At 60.4% G+C, this 15,558-nt stretch carries 17 protein-coding genes and 1 tRNA gene; 13 read left to right on the plus strand and 5 right to left on the minus strand.

The window, feature by feature from the left end; translation table 11 throughout:
- Position 1 precedes the first annotated feature (1 nt).
- A complete protein-coding gene (locus tag BFN67_RS09965; protein ID WP_080919459.1) occupies positions 2 to 343 on the minus strand; it encodes a Na+/H+ antiporter subunit C in 342 nt (113 codons plus the stop codon).
- A complete protein-coding gene (locus BFN67_RS09970) occupies positions 343 to 3,255 on the minus strand; it encodes a monovalent cation/H+ antiporter subunit A (protein WP_080919460.1) in 2,913 nt (970 codons plus the stop codon). The genes BFN67_RS09965 and BFN67_RS09970 overlap by 1 nt, the downstream gene beginning before the upstream one ends.
- 91 nt (positions 3,256 to 3,346) lie before the next feature.
- On the opposite strand from BFN67_RS09970, the gene BFN67_RS09975 reads away from it, so the two are divergent.
- The 11 genes from BFN67_RS09975 to BFN67_RS10025 all read left to right on the plus strand — a co-directional run bounded on the left by BFN67_RS09975 (position 3,347) and on the right by BFN67_RS10025 (position 11,671).
- Positions 3,347 to 3,604, plus strand: coding sequence for a helix-turn-helix transcriptional regulator (locus BFN67_RS09975; protein WP_080919530.1), 258 nt, complete (start codon positions 3,347 to 3,349; stop codon positions 3,602 to 3,604).
- Positions 3,605 to 3,805: 201 nt separating this feature from the next.
- Positions 3,806 to 5,461, plus strand: coding sequence for a cytochrome-c oxidase, cbb3-type subunit I (ccoN, locus tag BFN67_RS09980; protein ID WP_080919531.1), 1,656 nt, complete (start codon positions 3,806 to 3,808; stop codon positions 5,459 to 5,461).
- A gap of 5 nt (positions 5,462 to 5,466) precedes the next feature.
- A complete protein-coding gene (gene ccoO / locus BFN67_RS09985; protein ID WP_080919461.1) occupies positions 5,467 to 6,219 on the plus strand; it encodes a cytochrome-c oxidase, cbb3-type subunit II in 753 nt (250 codons plus the stop codon).
- A gap of 3 nt (positions 6,220 to 6,222) precedes the next feature.
- Positions 6,223 to 6,393 (plus strand): cbb3-type cytochrome c oxidase subunit 3, encoded by a 171-nt coding sequence (locus BFN67_RS09990; RefSeq protein WP_080919462.1) that lies wholly within the window; start codon positions 6,223 to 6,225, stop codon positions 6,391 to 6,393.
- 16 nt (positions 6,394 to 6,409) lie between these two features.
- Complete coding sequence (gene ccoP / locus BFN67_RS09995) at positions 6,410 to 7,288, plus strand: cytochrome-c oxidase, cbb3-type subunit III (RefSeq protein ID WP_080919463.1); 879 nt, start codon at positions 6,410 to 6,412, stop codon at positions 7,286 to 7,288.
- Positions 7,285 to 7,503: a hypothetical protein gene (locus tag BFN67_RS10000; RefSeq protein ID WP_245295213.1), complete on the plus strand. Its 219-nt coding sequence runs from the start codon at positions 7,285 to 7,287 to the stop codon at positions 7,501 to 7,503. Before ccoP ends, BFN67_RS10000 begins: the two co-directional genes overlap by 4 nt.
- Positions 7,504 to 7,515: 12 nt before the next feature.
- Positions 7,516 to 8,298: a DUF2189 domain-containing protein gene (locus BFN67_RS10005; RefSeq protein WP_080919464.1), complete on the plus strand. Its 783-nt coding sequence runs from the start codon at positions 7,516 to 7,518 to the stop codon at positions 8,296 to 8,298.
- Positions 8,299 to 8,327: 29 nt separating this feature from the next.
- Positions 8,328 to 10,595: a cation-translocating P-type ATPase gene (locus tag BFN67_RS10010; protein WP_080919465.1), complete on the plus strand. Its 2,268-nt coding sequence runs from the start codon at positions 8,328 to 8,330 to the stop codon at positions 10,593 to 10,595.
- Positions 10,592 to 10,765, plus strand: coding sequence for a cbb3-type cytochrome oxidase assembly protein CcoS (ccoS, locus tag BFN67_RS10015; protein ID WP_080919466.1), 174 nt, complete (start codon positions 10,592 to 10,594; stop codon positions 10,763 to 10,765). Before BFN67_RS10010 ends, ccoS begins: the two co-directional genes overlap by 4 nt.
- Before the next feature lie 99 nt (positions 10,766 to 10,864).
- A complete protein-coding gene (locus BFN67_RS10020) occupies positions 10,865 to 11,332 on the plus strand; it encodes a group III truncated hemoglobin (protein WP_080919467.1) in 468 nt (155 codons plus the stop codon).
- A 129-nt stretch (positions 11,333 to 11,461) separates the two neighbouring features.
- Positions 11,462 to 11,671, plus strand: a complete 210-nt coding sequence (locus BFN67_RS10025) for a DUF1858 domain-containing protein (protein WP_080919468.1) — start codon at positions 11,462 to 11,464, stop codon at positions 11,669 to 11,671.
- Here the strand turns inward: BFN67_RS10025 and BFN67_RS10030 are convergent.
- Positions 11,668 to 12,372: a Crp/Fnr family transcriptional regulator gene (locus tag BFN67_RS10030; protein ID WP_080919469.1), complete on the minus strand. Its 705-nt coding sequence runs from the start codon at positions 12,370 to 12,372 to the stop codon at positions 11,668 to 11,670. The genes BFN67_RS10025 and BFN67_RS10030 overlap by 4 nt on opposite strands.
- Before the next feature lie 226 nt (positions 12,373 to 12,598).
- Between BFN67_RS10030 and BFN67_RS10035 the strand changes: the two genes are divergently transcribed.
- Together BFN67_RS10035 and BFN67_RS24510 are read left to right on the plus strand one after the other, a co-directional pair.
- Entirely contained in the window at positions 12,599 to 13,789 is a 1,191-nt protein-coding gene (locus tag BFN67_RS10035; RefSeq protein ID WP_080919533.1) for an NnrS family protein, read from the plus strand.
- A 201-nt stretch (positions 13,790 to 13,990) separates the two neighbouring features.
- A complete protein-coding gene (locus tag BFN67_RS24510; RefSeq protein WP_192856788.1) occupies positions 13,991 to 14,140 on the plus strand; it encodes a hypothetical protein in 150 nt (49 codons plus the stop codon).
- A 155-nt stretch (positions 14,141 to 14,295) separates the two neighbouring features.
- Here the strand turns inward: BFN67_RS24510 and BFN67_RS10045 are convergent.
- Both BFN67_RS10045 and BFN67_RS10050 read right to left on the minus strand, forming a co-directional pair.
- Positions 14,296 to 14,369: transfer RNA gene (locus BFN67_RS10045), tRNA-Gln, on the minus strand.
- A gap of 127 nt (positions 14,370 to 14,496) precedes the next feature.
- Entirely contained in the window at positions 14,497 to 15,429 is a 933-nt protein-coding gene (locus BFN67_RS10050; protein WP_080919471.1) for a lysylphosphatidylglycerol synthase domain-containing protein, read from the minus strand.
- Positions 15,430 to 15,558 lie beyond the last annotated feature (129 nt).

Here is a 15,558-nt window from a genome sequence, read left to right on the forward strand (position 1 = left end):
GTCAACGTGGCTCCCGGCCATCGACGTGATCGCTTCCGGTCAACCCGCGCGAGACCAGAAGCACGACCAGGAACAGCGCGGTCGTGGCGAAGCCGATAACGATTGCGGTCAATACCAGAGCTTGCGGGATCGGGTCGGTGTAGGCGGCAGGATCGACGGGGCCACCCGAACCAAGCAAGGGAGGCGCTCCGACGCGCGGCCGCCCCATCGAAAAAATGAACAGATTGACACCATAAGAGATCAGCGACAGACCGATGATGACCTGATAGGTGCGGGGCCTGAGCAGCAGCCATACACCCGAACCGATCAGCACGCCGATGGCGAGAGAAAGCACCAGCGCCATCACGTGGCCTCCTTTTCGGCCTCGGCGACGCGCGAGGCGCGCAGCCGGCGGATAGACTGGTGGGCAATGGCGATCAGCATCAGCACCGTCGCGCCAACGACGAGCAGAAACACGCCGAGATCGAACAGCATGGCGCTGGCCACGGGTATCGAACCGACGAGCGGCAATTCAACGTAACGGGCATGCGAGGTGAGGAAGGGATAGCCGAACAGCCATGCGCCAGCGCCCGTTGCAGCGGCAAAGAGCAAACCCGCACCCATCCATTTCACCGGCAGGATTCTGAGCCTGTCCTCGACCCAGACCGTACCCGCCGCGAGATATTGCAGAATGAAGGCGGCAGCCATGGCGATACCCGCGGCAAAGCCGCCGCCCGGCAGATCGTGACCACGTATGAACAGATAGGCGGCCAAAACGATGATGACCGGAAACAGCCACTGCATGATGACGGAAGGGACCAATAGATAATCGCTTACCGTGTCGCCGGGATTCCGGTCGGGCAGGGCTTCGTCATTTGTGTTTTGTATGCGCTGCTGCTCCGGCATCTCGATGCTGTCAGGGGCCGGACGGAACCGCCGCAGCAAAGCAAAGACCGTCAGCGCGACAATACCCAGCACCGTGATTTCGCCGAGCGTATCGAAGCCGCGAAAATCGACCAGGATGACATTGACCACATTCTTGCCGCCGCCCAGCATGTAGGCGTTTTCCAGGAAGAAGTCGGCGATGCCCTTGGGCGGTGTACGCGCCATGACGGCATAGGCAACGACGCTCATGCCGCCGCCTGCGGCCAGCGCGATGAAAAGATCCCGGTAGCGCCGCAGGCGAATACCGGCGGCGGCAGCGATCCGTCTTGATTCGGCAGCGCGTTTCGGCAGCCAACGCAATCCAAGCAGGATCAGGACAGTCGTGACAACTTCGACAAGCAATTGCGTCAGCGCCAGGTCAGGGGCCGACAACCATGCAAAGGTGATGCAGGTGGCAAGCCCGGCGCCGCTCAAAAGAATAAGCGCCGCGAGACGATGGAACTTTGCTTGCCAGGCAGCAGCAAGCGCACATAACGCACCAATGATCCATAGACCGGCAAATGCCGGTTCGGTTCCAGCCATAGAGGGAACGCCGAATTCGAGGCCGCGCCGGTAGAGGGAGAAGAACCCTGCGATGAAGGCAATTCCGACCAGGAGTTTCAATTGCGGCTGGAGCCTGCGCGTTCCCAGATGTGTCTCGATATAGCGAGCCCACCGCCACGAAATCGTGACCATGGCACGTTCGAAAATACGTTGCCCCTTGAGCAACCGAAAGATCGGTGGACCTTCCTCGCTGTGGGCCAGATAGGATTTGAGCAGCAGATAGAGAATGCCGCCGCCGATCAGCGCGGCGACGCTCATCAGCAGGGGCAGGTTGATGCCGTGCCAGACGGCAAGGCTGTAGGTTGGTGTGGCAGGGCCGAGCACGGATACCACGGCAGCGTGAAGGAACGGGCCGATCGTCAGGCCGGGAATGATGCCGACCACCAGACAGAGCAGAACAAGCACCGCCATCGGCAGACGCATCAGGAAGGGCGCTTCATGCGGTTCGTGCGGCAGATCGACCGGCGGCGGCCCAAAGAACACGCCCTGAATGAAGCGGATCGAATAAGCGACGGCAAAGGCGCTGCCCAGAACGGCGGCATAGGGTGCTGCCGTATCGAGGATGGAAATCGCATGTGTCTCGATGGCTTCCGCGAAAAACATCTCTTTCGATAGAAACCCATTGAGCAAGGGAACACCGGCCATTGCGGCACTGGCGACCATGGCGAGCGTGGCGGTGATCGGCATGAACCGGAAAAGGCCGCTCAAACGCCTGATGTCGCGTGTGCCGGCCTCATGGTCGATGATGCCGGCTGTCATGAACAGCGAAGCCTTGAATGTACCATGGTTGACCATGTGAAAGATCGCAGCCACGGCCGCGAGCGGGCTGCCGAGGCTGAGCAACATCGTTATCAACCCGAGATGGCTGATCGTGGAATAGGCGAGCAGCCCTTTGATGTCCTGCTGGAAGATCGCGAAATAGGCGCCAAGCACGAAGGCCATCATGCCGCAGAAGCCGACGATCCAGAACCATTCGTCGGTGCCGGCCATCACAGGCCACAACCGGGCCATCAGGAACACACCGGCTTTCACCATGGTTGCCGAATGCAGGAAGGCGGAAACCGGGGTCGGCGCCGACATGGCGTTGGGCAGCCAGAAATGGAAGGGAAATTGCGCGCTCTTGGTCAGCGCCCCCAGCAGGACAAGCACCAGTGTCGGCACATAGAGCGGGCTTTGACGGATGACGTTGCCCGACGCAAGCACCGCATCGAGATCATAACTGCCGACGATATGGCCGATCAGCACCACCCCGGCCAGCAGGCAAAGCCCGCCGATGCCGGTTATGGTCAGCGCCATGCGCGCTCCGTCGCGGGCGGCGGCGTTGTGGTGCCAGTAGCCGATCAGCAGGAAGGAGAAGATGCTGGTCAACTCCCAGAAAATGACCAGCAGGATCAGATTGCCCGAAAGCACGATGCCGAGCATCGCGCCCATGAACGCAAGGAACAGCGAAAAGAAGCGCGGGATAGGATCCTCCGGCGCCATATAGTAGCGGGCATAAAGCACGACGAGAAAGCCGATGCCGCTGACCAGCATGGAAAACAGCCAGGCAAAGCCGTCCATGCGCAGCTTGAATGAAAGGCCCAGCGACGGAACCCATTCCACGGTACTATGCAGCACTCGTGCGTCTGTCACGGATGGATAGCAGGCCGCCGCAATCAAAAGTACGGCGAGAGTCACGAGACCGGCGAGCCAAACCGGAGCATTACGATACGAGGGCAGAAACAGCGCAAGGACGCTGCCGAAAAACGGCAGCACAATCATCAAAAGCAGCGATGTTTCGTTCGCCATCCCGCACCGTAATGACATGGAATGTCGGCAAGCTTGCCAACTCTCGCCCATTATGGTTGAGTTTGGGGTCATTGCGCAAGGCACTGAACCCATGAATCTGCTTCCGGAGCAATGTCGAGCAGCACGGGGTTTGCTCAACTGGACGCAAGAGCATCTGGCGCTTTGCGCCGGTGTCTCGCGCAGCACGATCAAGGATTTCGAATGTCATCGCCACGCGCTTCATCGCGCGACGGAAAAGCTGCTCATCGAAGCCCTTGAAAAGGGCGGCGTGCTGCTTCTGAGCGATGGTGCCGCGGGCACGGGGCCAGGGGTGTGTCTATGCGCTCCGAACTGGCCGGCCGGCACCTGACACGCCCACTGCTCGCAGGATAAGCTGCGGAAAACGCTCCATTTTGTCGCGGGCGGCCGGATGCCGCAGCGGGCAGATGCCGCAGCGCTTTCCTACCGTGATTGCGTTAGCGCAAAGATCAAATGCCTGCGCTATTATAGGCAGCAAAAAAAACGAGTGTCGAGGGACAGGGTCTCTCTTCTTTTCATGGGCGACAACGACATGATCTCGCAACTCACATCAACCGAACGGCAATACGCACTGGTGATCCTCGTGCTGATGTCATTGTGCGGCCTGGTCATGGCCGCTGGGGGTCGAGGCGATCCGCTCGGCGTTCACGGCTTCGTCGTGCTGGCCTTCAGCGTCGGTCTGGCATTCGTCCTCATTTCGGGTTTCTACGCACCGCAGCCGGACCCTGAACAGCAGACGCAATATTATGACGACCCGACCAAGGTCGGCATCGCCCTGACGATGGCATGGGCCGTTTTCGGCATGTTCTTCGGCGTATGGGTTGCGTCGCTGCTTGCCTGGCCGGATCTGACTTTTGACCAGGCATGGTCGAGTTTCGGCCGCATGCGCCCGGTTCACACCACGGGCGTGATCTTCGGGTTCGGCGGCAACGCGCTGATCGCGACTTCTTTCCATGTCTTGCAGCGTACGAGTCGCGCCCGCCTGTCCGACCAGTTGAGCCCGTGGTTCGTGCTGTTCGGCTTCAACCTGTTCTGCGTGCTGGCCGTGTCGGGCTATTTCATGGGCATTACCCAGTCGAAGGAATATGCCGAGCCCGAATGGTATGCCGACATCTGGCTGGTGATTGTCTGGATCGTCTATTTCGCGATCTATCTGCGCACGCTGGCGCGGCGCAAGGAACCGCATATCTACGTCGCCAACTGGTACTACATGGCCTTCATTCTGGTGGTGGCGGTGCTGCACATCGTCAACAATCTCGCGGTGCCGATCTCCTTTGGCTCGGCCAAGAGTTACTCGCTGTTTTCGGGCGTGCAGGATGCCATGACGCAATGGTGGTACGGCCATAACGCCGTCGCCTTCTTCCTGACAGCCGGCTTCCTCGGCATGATGTATTACTACCTGCCCAAGCATGCCGGCCGTCCGATCTATTCCTATCGGCTTTCCATCATCTCGTTCTGGGGCATCACCTTCTTCTATATGTGGGCCGGCTCGCATCACCTGCATTACACGGCGCTGCCGCAATGGGTGCAGACGCTCGGCATGTCGTTTTCGGCCATGCTTCTGGTGCCGTCATGGGCTTCGGCGGGCAACGCGCTCGCCACCTTGAACGGGGCCTGGCACAAGGTGCGCGACGACGCAACGCTGCGCTTCATGATGGTGGCGGCGGTGTTTTACGGCATCGCCACTTTCGAAGGATCGTTCATGGCGATGCGGCCGGTCAACGCGCTCTCCCACTACACGGACTGGACCGTCGGCCATGTCCATGCCGGCACGCTCGGCTGGAATTCCATGATCGTGTTCGGGGCGTTCTATGCGCTTGTGCCATGGCTGTGGAAGCGTGAGAGCATGTATTCGCCGAAGCTTGTCGAGGTACACTTCTGGCTCGCACTGGCAGGAGCGGTTGTCTACGTCTTCGCGATGTGGAACTCGGGCATCATTCAGGGTCTGATGTGGCGCACCTATACCGAAAACGGCGTGCTCGCCTATTCTTTCCTGGATTCGGTGGAGGCGATGCATCCCTATTACATCGCTCGTGCATTCGGCGGCCTGCTGTTCCTGACCGGCACGATCATATGTTCCTACAATATCTGGATGACGGTGCGGGCCGGCAAGGCGCTCGCCACCGACAATGACGCCGAGGGAGACATCCCCGTCTTCGCCCGCAACGCCGTCCAGGCCGGAGAATAGAACTCATGCGTGAATTCTTCCATCGCAAGCTGGAGCGCAAGACGATCAGTCTTGTCGTCGCCATCGTGGCGGTTGCTTCAATCGGCGGCTTTGTCGAGATCGCACCGCTGTTCACCATCCACAAGACGGTGGAGGAGGTGCCGGACATGCGCACCTATACGCCACTGGAGCTTGCCGGGCGCGATATCTACATCCGCGAGGGTTGCTATGCCTGTCATAGCCAGATGATCCGCACGCTGCGCGACGAGGTCGAGCGCTACGGGCCTTATTCGCTGGCGGTCGAATCCAAATACGACCATCCGATGTTGTGGGGGTCGAAGCGCACGGGGCCGGATCTTGCCCGGCTGGGCGATAAATATTCCGATGCCTGGCACGTCGCCCATCTGATCAATCCGCGCGACGTGGTGCCGCAATCGGTCATGCCGAAATATGGCTGGCTGCAACGCAACGAACTGGATTTCTCCAAACTCGGCCTGAACCTCGCCGCGCAGCGGTCGGTCGGCGTGCCTTATACGCAGGAGATGATCGATAACGCCTCAAAGGATGCCTATGGCCAGGCAACACCTGACACCGACGCCGCCTCCGGCGTGTCGGAACGTTATGGTGAGGCCACCAATGTGCGTGTGTTCGACGGTGATCCGGCGCGCGTAACCGAAATGGATGCGTTGGTCGCCTACCTTCAGATTCTCGGCCGCCTGACCGATGCAGCCTACAAGCAATCCGCCTCGGCGGACGCGCCAACTCCGGTGGGGGAATAGGCCATGGGCATCGAGCACGACACTCTCGTGGCAATCTCCAAGAGCTGGGGATTGTTCTACCTCATAGCTCTCGCCATCGCGGCGACGGCCTATGCGCTGTGGCCTTCCAACGCCAAGCGCTTCGAACATGCCAAGAACAGCATCTTGGACGATGACGACAAGCCTTTGAAATAGGCGCTGGAGAACGATCGTGGAGCCAAGAAAGCGCGACAAAGTCACCGGCCGGACGACCACAGGCCACATATGGAACGGCATCGAGGAGTTGGAGACACCTATCCCGAAGGTGGTTTTTGCCTTCCTTGCCGGCACGTTCCTTTTTGCGGTGCTGTGCTGGGTGCTCTATCCGGCGTGGCCGTTCGGCGTGTCCTACACAAAGGGCCTGCTCGGCTTCGACCAGCGCAATGTCGTCACCGAGCAGGTGGCCAAGGCCGAGGCCGCGCGCATCGAAGACTGGGGCGGCAAGGTCGAGGCTTTGGATTATGCGCAGATCGAGGCTGACCCGGCGCTGATGCAGCCCGTTAGGGAAGAGGGACGCCGGTTGTTCGAGGACAATTGCGCCGCCTGCCACGGCGTCAAGGCGACCGGCGGTCCGGGTTTCCCCGATCTCACGGCCAAGGCCTGGCTATGGGGCGGTTCGTCCGAGACAATCGCTGAGACGATCCGCGTCGGCATCAACGGCACCGCCGAGGACACTCGCTCCTCGCAGATGCTTTCATTCGGCAAGGACCAGATGCTCGATCGCGAGCAGATCCTGAACGTCGTCGCCTATGTGCGCTCGCTGTCCGATCTGGAGCCGGCTGCGGGCGATGCCGCGCGTATCGAGCCCGGCAAGGAGATATTCGCGCAGAACTGTGCATCGTGCCATGACGAGGACGCCAAGGGCAATCAGGAACTCGGTGCACCGAACCTGACCGATGAGACATGGATCTACGGTAGCGACCAGCAGGCGGTTTACACGACCGTTTACAATGGCCGGCAGGGCCATATGCCGAGTTGGGGCGAGCGGTTGACACCATTGCAGATCAAGATCCTAGCGCTTTATGTTCACACGCTGAAGGCGCCGCAATGAAGGGAGCCGCCGAAACGATGATCGCGCCGGCAAAACCGCGCAAGCCGCGCAAATGGCTGGTGTGGGCTTGCATTGCTATCGGCGTGGTCCTGTTTCTCGGCGCTAATGCGCATCTCGTCTATGTTTCGTTTACCTCGCAGCCCGACTGCGTGCCGCATGCCAGAACGGCGGGAAGTGACGGCGCGCCGATGCAGGCGGCGAAATCCGCCTGTTGAAAGGAGAGCGGTATGGCTCATCTCGATCATTCCGAAACGATCGTTCCGCTGGCCGAACTGCGCCGGCGCTATTTGCCGGCAAGCGCCGCCTTCGGCTGGCTTGTCGCCGGCTGGCGCGACCTGTGGAATCGTCCCGGCCCGAGCGTCGTCTACGGGCTGGCCGTTTTCGCGATTTCCGTTCTTATCGTGTGGGGACTGTTCATACTGGAGCTCGATTACATCCTGTTCCCGGCCCTGGCCGGCTTCATGGTGGTCGGGCCGCTGGTGGCGATCGGGCTTTATGAAAAGAGCCGGGCGCTTGAAAACCATCAGCCGGTCAGTCTCGGCCGCATGATGTTCGTCAAGACGACATCCGGCGCGCAGGTGCTTTATACCGGCGCCATCCTGTGCCTGCTGATGCTGGTCTGGATGCGTGCGGCTGTCATCATCTACGCGCTCTTCTTCGGCCTTGTGCCATTCCCCGGCCTCGATCATGTCGCCGAGATGCTGTTCACGACGCCGGAAGGGTGGGGCATGCTTCTGGTCGGATCGGTGGTCGGCGGACTTTTCGCCGCTTTCTCCTTCGCCATCAGCGTCTTTGCCGTGCCGATGCTGCTCGACCAGAAGCTCGATGCTTTCACCGCCATGGGCACCAGCATCTCCATGGTCTGGCGTAATTTGCCTGTCATGCTGATGTGGGGTGCGATCGTTCTGACGCTGTTTCTTGTCAGTGTAGCCACCGCGCTTGTCGGGCTGATCGTCATCTTTCCGTTGCTGGGCCACGCGACATGGCACGCCTATAAGGCGATCAGATAGGACGCTCGAGTGAGAACGGGGCAGGTTAGATGAGCTGCTGCGCGCCGGGTACAGAAGCCGCCGCCGAGATCGGGTGGGACCCTTCCGCCGACGAGATCAGGTTGGCAAGCCGCGATCTCGGTGAGGGTCTGCGGCAGACCGATCTGTCAGTACCCGCCATTCATTGCGCGGCCTGCATTCAGGCCGTCGAACGCGGGCTTGGCAAACTCGCCGGTGTGGAATCGGCGCGAGTCAACCTCTCTACCCGCCGCGTTGCCGTGAAATGGCGCGGCGATGGTCCGCCGCCGCTGTTCACGACGCTGGAAGGCCTGGGCTATCCCGCCCATTTGTTTGAACCGGAAACGGGCGAGGAGGATCCCGAGCAGACGCGCCTGGTGCGCGCTTTGGCGGTTGCCGGCTTCTGCGCCATGAACATCATGCTATTGTCGGTTTCGGTGTGGTCGGGCGCCGATGCCGAAACCCGGCAGATATTCCACTGGATATCGGCCGCGCTTGCGCTGCCGGCGCTTCTTTATTCGGGCCGCATCTTCTTTGCCTCGGCCTGGAGCGCCTTGCGGGTCGGCCGCACCAATATGGATGTGCCGATCTCCATCGGCATCACGCTCGCTTTCACCCTTAGCCTCTACGATACGCTCCATCATGGCCAACACGCCTATTTCGATGCCTCGACGTCGCTGATCTTTTTCCTGCTGATCGGCCGCACACTCGATCACATCATGCGCGAAAAGGCACGCACGGCGGTGCGCGGTCTGGCTCGTCTCTCGCCACGCGGCGCAACCGTTTTGCGCGGCGATGGCAGCCGCGACTACCTGCCGGTCGCCGAAATCGAACCCGGCATGCGCCTGCTTCTCGCCGCCGGCGAACGTGTGCCTGTGGATGCCATCGTGGAGGAGGGGGTATCCGATGTCGACTGCGCGCTCGTCAGCGGCGAAAGCGCGTTGCAGCCAGTGAAGGCCGGGGCATCGGTGCGGGCCGGCACGCTCAATCTGACGGGACCGCTCACCCTGCGCGCGACCGCCCGCGCGCAGGACTCATTCCTTGCGGAGATGGTGGGGCTAATGGAGGTGGCCGAGAGCGGCCGCACCCGTTACCGGCGGCTTGCCGACCGCGCAGCGCGGCTTTATTCGCCGGTCGTCCACGCCACTGCCTTGCTGACTTTTCTCGGCTGGATGATTGCCACCGGAGACTGGCACCGCGCCATCGGCGTCGCCATTGCGGTGCTGATCATTACCTGTCCCTGCGCGCTTGGCCTTGCCGTACCGATCGTGCAGGTGGTGGCGGCACGCCGCCTTTTCGAAAACGGCATCATGGTCAAGGACGGTTCGGGCCTCGAGCGGCTGACAACAGTCGATGCGGTTGCCTTCGACAAAACCGGGACACTGACGGTTGGCCGGCCGACATTGACGCAAACGCATATCGTGGCTCCCGATGCGATGGGCATTGCGGTGGCGCTTGCAGCGCGTTCGCGCCATCCATCGTCACAGGCGCTTGCCCGAATCGAGGGCGTCTCGCTGGCCGCTGACCTGTCCGACATCACCGAACTCCCAGGGCTGGGCATCGAGGGGCGGAGCGGCTCCAGCCTTTATCGATTGGGCCGGGCGTCATGGGCGCTGGACGAAGGCCATGAACAACATGGCACAGTGTTGTCCAAAGACGGCGTTCTGCTTGCCGGTTTCACCTTCGAGGACACGCCACGTCCCGGTGCCACCGAGACCGTCGCCGCGCTGCGCGACGCCGGGTTCGGCGTGTCGATCCTGTCGGGAGACCAGGTTCCGGCGGTTGCCGCTCTGGCCGAAAACCTCGGCATTGCCGATCATCAAGGCGGCCTGTTGCCCGGCGACAAGCTCGGAGCGCTGGAGCGGCTGAAAACCAGGGGACACCATGTGTTGATGGTTGGCGATGGTTTGAACGATGCGCCGGCCCTTGCCGCCGCCCATGTCTCGATGGCGCCAGCCAATGCCGCCGATATCGGAAGAAGTGCGGCGGATTTCGTTTTCCTGCATGAGAGTTTGAGCGCCGTAACCACGGCCATTACAGTGGCGCGTGAAGCAGGGCGTTTGATCCGGCAAAACTTCGCCCTTGCCATCGTCTATAATGCCATTGCCCTGCCCATCGCCATTGCCGGCCTGGTGACGCCGTTAATTGCCGCGCTCGCAATGTCGCTGTCGTCTGTTATTGTCGTTGCCAATGCCCTGCGCCTGCGTGCAGGTCGTATCCACAAGCAGAATGCCGGAGTGAATGCGGCCACCAGGCAGGCGCACCGTGCATCCCAAACCGACCTTGCGCCAGTGCGATGAACAGCCTGATCTTTCTCATTCCGTTGGCGCTGGCTCTCGGCGCTGTGGCGCTAGGCGCGTTCATGTGGTCGCTGAGGAGCGGCCAGTATGAAGATCTCGACGGCGCAGCCGAACGCATCCTGTTCGATGACGATGAGAGTGGCGACGAAGTGCCGAATCTGCATCGCTGAAAACTGTTTGCGTTTTGGCAAATACAGGCACGCCTCTTATATCGTTTAAGAGAGCGGTCGAGATGACCAACCAGAATTTGCCGAAGAGACGCTTTATCCATGAACCAGATCAGCCGTGACGGACGAACCATCATTGTCGACGGCAAGCCCTTGCCCGACCTGCTCGATGAAACGATGATCCATGCGGTGGTCCATGGCTTCTATGACGAGATCAGGGCCGATCCGCTGCTTGGGCCGATCTTTACCAGCCGGATCGCGCCGGACGCGTGGCCGCATCATCTGGCAAAGATGTGCGATTTCTGGTCTGCGACGCTGCTGCGTACATCGCGCTATGAGGGGCGACCGCTCGTCCCGCACCTCGCCATACCCGGCCTTGAAGAAAAGCACTTCCGTCGTTGGCTCACACTGTTTCGCAATACGGTGCAGCGCCTGTGCCCGCCGGAGGTCAGCGTTTTGTTCATGGATCGCGCATTGCGCATCTCCCATAGTTTTCGACTTGCCGTTGCCTTTAACCAAGGCAAAGACAGCACCGGCATCGTTCCCATTCTCGAGGAAAGCCTGAGATAAGATCGACAATTCTGCTGCCCGCGCGTCGTTCTGTTTCAAGACGAGGCGGAAGTTTCAGAAGGTTGCGGCCGGACAAAGACCATCTGCATGAATGGCGTCAATATACGCCTTTGACGGTGCGGCGGCTGGATGAAACCGGGCTTCGATACGGACATGACGATGGACGAGATCATGCGCGAATGGCCGCAAGCCATTCCGTTTATTTTACGTCATCATATGCTGTGCGTCGGTTGTCCGATCGCATCGTTCCACACCCTTGCCGATGCGGCACGCGAGCACGGAATGGATGAAGCCACACTCGGGAGGGAATTGCGGGCGGTCATGGCCCGCACGGATTAGTCGCGTTTGCCACGACCTTCGGCCACGACCAGCAGGCGGTGAGGCTGTACCACCGTCACTTTCTGGCGCCCGCTCTTCACCAGCCCTTTTTCTTCCCACGCCACCAGCAACCGGCTCACCGTGTGCAAAGTGGTGCCTGTCATTTCGGCGATGTCCTGGCGCGAAATCGGAAAGTCGATCAGCAGACCTTCATCCGTGCGCTTTCCCGTTTGCCGGACCAGCTTAAGCAGTGCATTGGCGACGCGCTGTTCCACCTGCTCGGTCGCCATTTCGACGACGCGAGCATGCGCATCCTGTAGCCTGTTTCCCACCGTCCTGAATGTATTGCTGCCAAACGCCGGGTATTTGGCGGCGAATTCCGCCCATAAACTGCCTGCCCACGCCAGGACCACGCAATCGACGGCGGCAATGGCGGTGGCCGGATAGGCTGTCAGCCCGAGTGCATGGGCAATGCCGATCAACTCGCCGGCACTGATGTAGCGCACGATGACGTCCTGGCCACCGGGCGTGGATTTGACCACGCGGACATGCCCGTCGAGCAGCAGGAAGAAGGAATGTGCCTGCACCTCCTGCTCGAATATCGGCTGATCCTTGGGTACGCGCAGGGATCTGGCCAGACCGAGAATGCGGTCCATGTCGTCAGGCGCCAGGCCCTGGAAAGGCGGCAGCCCGGCTATGAGTGATCGATCAAGGCGGCTCAAATGGTTCCCCGGCTATCTGAACGCCATTTATTATTACGACGGCGCGACGGTGGCGACAATGTCATGGCAAGCCAGAAAACGGCAAGCGGCAGGGTCGCGGCTTTTTGATACGGCCTTCGGAACAGGTTCCCTTTTGAGGCCAAGCAACGCCTCGTTTGCGCTGCAACAAAGTATGTTCGTCAGCCCTGGCTTAAAGCCAGTTGGATCATTGATGGAAACCGGTGATATGGCGATTCCACGCACCCGGCCAGGCAAATACCCGGCTATCCTCTCCTATGGGTTTAGACCGTTCTTCCTCGCCGGCTCGCTCTATGCCGGCCTGGCGATCCTGCTCTGGCTGCCTCTGTTTTATGGCCGCATCGAAACTGCGAGCCTGTTTGCGCCCGTGGATTGGCATGTCCATGAAATGCTGTTCGGCTATCTCGCCGCGATCATGACGGGTTTCCTGTTGACGGCCATTCCAAACTGGACCGGCCGACTCCCGGTCCAAGGCTTGCCTCTCCTGGTGCTCGTTGCCGCGTGGTTGGCGGGGCGCATCGCTGTATTCTTTTCGGCCGACGTCGGTTGGTTCGCCGCGATGGCGGTCGATTGCCTGTTTTTACTGATGGTCATTCTCGCTGCGGGCGGCGAGATCGTCGCCGGGCGCAACTGGCGCAACCTCAAGGTTCTTCTACCCGTTTGCGTGCTTTTGGGGGCAAACGCAGCCTACCATCTGGAAGTGCATTACGACGGCACATCCGATTTCAGCCGCCGTCTCGGGCTCGGTGCCGCGATCATCCTCATCATGGTCATTGGCGGCCGGATCATACCGAGTTTTACCCGCAATTGGTTGGTTAGGGAGAATCCGGGCGGATTGCCGAAACCATTCGATCGGTTCGACGGGGCCGCGATCCTGTTCTCGGCTCTGGCGCTGCTGGCATGGACATTCCTTCCCGAAAAGATTCCGACCGGTGGCCTGTTGATTCTGGCTGCGGCCTTGAATGGTCTTCGTCTCCTAAGGTGGAGAGGCATAAGAGCCTGGCGAGATCCGCTGGTTCTGATCCTCCATATCGCCTTCGGCTTTGTGCCGCTCGGCCTGTTCTTGACTGGCCTGACAGCCATCTGGCCAGCCGTGCCTTCGGCCACGGGCATTCACGCGTTGGGTGTCGGCGCTATCGGTTCCATGACGCTGGCTGTCATGACCCGCGCAACCCTTGGCCATACAGGACGGCAATTGCGTGCTAACCCGGCCACCTGTGCGATTTACGGGCTCGTTTTTCTGGCCGCTATCTTGCGCGTGACCGCGGCCTGTGCGCCGGAATACACGGCGTTGCTGGACGCTTCGGCCGCCTGTTGGGCCGGTGCCTTTCTAGGCTATGCAGCGTATTATGGCGTGATGCTGGTAACCCCGCGCGTAAAGGCGCGCGCAGCGCGGTAGATCAACCAAGCGTGCGGAACGGGCCGAATCGCAAACCGCCAAAGGCGTTGCGCGCGTATTGAACTCGAACCTTCCTGGCTGCACATCGGGGCGGCACAGATTGACGATCCCCGACCTGTATGTTTGTTGCGCCAGCGCAAAGACCCACGACTGCACGAACCATATTCGAAGGTTGGAGCGATTTCATGAAGGGAATGCAGGATGGCTGAAGAAGGCCAGAAGTCGAAAAGCGTCATATCCAGCGCCGAGGCCGCGAGCGGGGCCGAGAGCGGCAATACCCTTCTGCCCATGCTGATTGCCGGGTTGATCCTGATCGTGATCGGCGCGATTGCCGTCATGGTGTTTGTATGATTGCTGCTCGGCATGAGGAGTTGTTGCCGGATAGGCCGGAGCATCGGACCGAAGAGCGGAATCCGGCTTTCGGGTTACTCCGACTAAGCAGCAGGTGCAGCCAACCCCTGTTAACACCGGAGTCCAAGCAACTGAATTTCTTGCAAGAATTGAAATGGCTGGGGAACCTGGATTCGAACCAGGACTAACGGAGTCAGAGTCCGTGGGTCTACCGTTAACCTATTCCCCAAAATGCCTTCCTGAACAAGGCACTGGTGTGAAGCCGGAAGCTTCATCGGCGCTGGAACTAAAATCACGTCGCCGTTTCCGCGCCGCTTTTATCGCCCACCTCGAAATAGTCAAGCCCGTCGTCAGATTCAATTGTCCGTTCGGCCGAATTGAGATCGTTCGAACACAAGGACGATCACCAGTGCGATAAGGAGCGGGACGATCAGGTAAAAAAGCCGGAAGACCAACAGCGCCGCCACGACTCCAGCAGGATCCATATTCGACAGGCCGGTCAGGAAAACGACCTCGAACACCCCTATGCCGCCGGGTGCGTGCGAGATTTGCGCCGCCGAGAACGACGCCAGGAAAACGCCCAGCACGACAAGGTAGCCAGGATTGCCTGACGCCGGAAGGGCGAAGAAGATGATGGCAGCGGCGGCCAGCAGTTCGATTGGTCCGACGAGAAGCTGACGCGCGACGATTGGCAGGCGCGGATATTGAATCTCGAACGCGCCGATTTTCAACGGCTGCAACTGCAGCCAACTCCCAAAGACATAAGCCACAACGACAAGCAGCATTAGCGCGCCGGCGCCAGCCGACACGCTTGTATAGCCGATATCCGAGAACCGATCGAACAGGTCCGGCTCGATCAGAAGCACGATGCCGGAAACCAGCAATGTAGCGAGGATGAAGGTGATCCAGCAGATTCCGACCAATATGCCGACGTCATGGCCGCTCAGCCCCTTGGTGCCATAGGCGCGGTAGCGAATTACCGCACCCGAAAACACCGAGCCGCCGATATTGTGCGACAGCGCGTAGGTGGTGAACGAGCATAGCGTCACGAACAGCCAGGAAACCCGACGATTTAGATGCAGCAGGGCTAAGTGGTCATAGGCGGCAAGCGCGGCATACGCTGCCACCGCGCAGAATGCAGAGAGGAACCACCGCCAGGTCGAGATGGCGGTCAACCCGTCCCACACATCGTCGAGCGAAATGCCTTGCAGTTCGCCGATCAGCAGCCAGATGGAGAAGGCGACGGCGGCAAGGCCGATAAGCGGCCAGAAATAGCGCGTCCAGTTCATGCAGCGACCGTCATCGGTATCCCCAAGCCTCACTTCCGATGCGGGCCTGGCAGCAAAAGCGGCCGCCGACCATCAGTGAGCAATGCCCGATCGAAGTCGGCTATTCAACCGCCCGGCTTGAAACAGAAT

Source organism: Manganibacter manganicus, from assembly GCF_002075885.1.
Lineage (GTDB): Bacteria > Pseudomonadota > Alphaproteobacteria > Rhizobiales > Rhizobiaceae > Mesorhizobium > Mesorhizobium manganicum.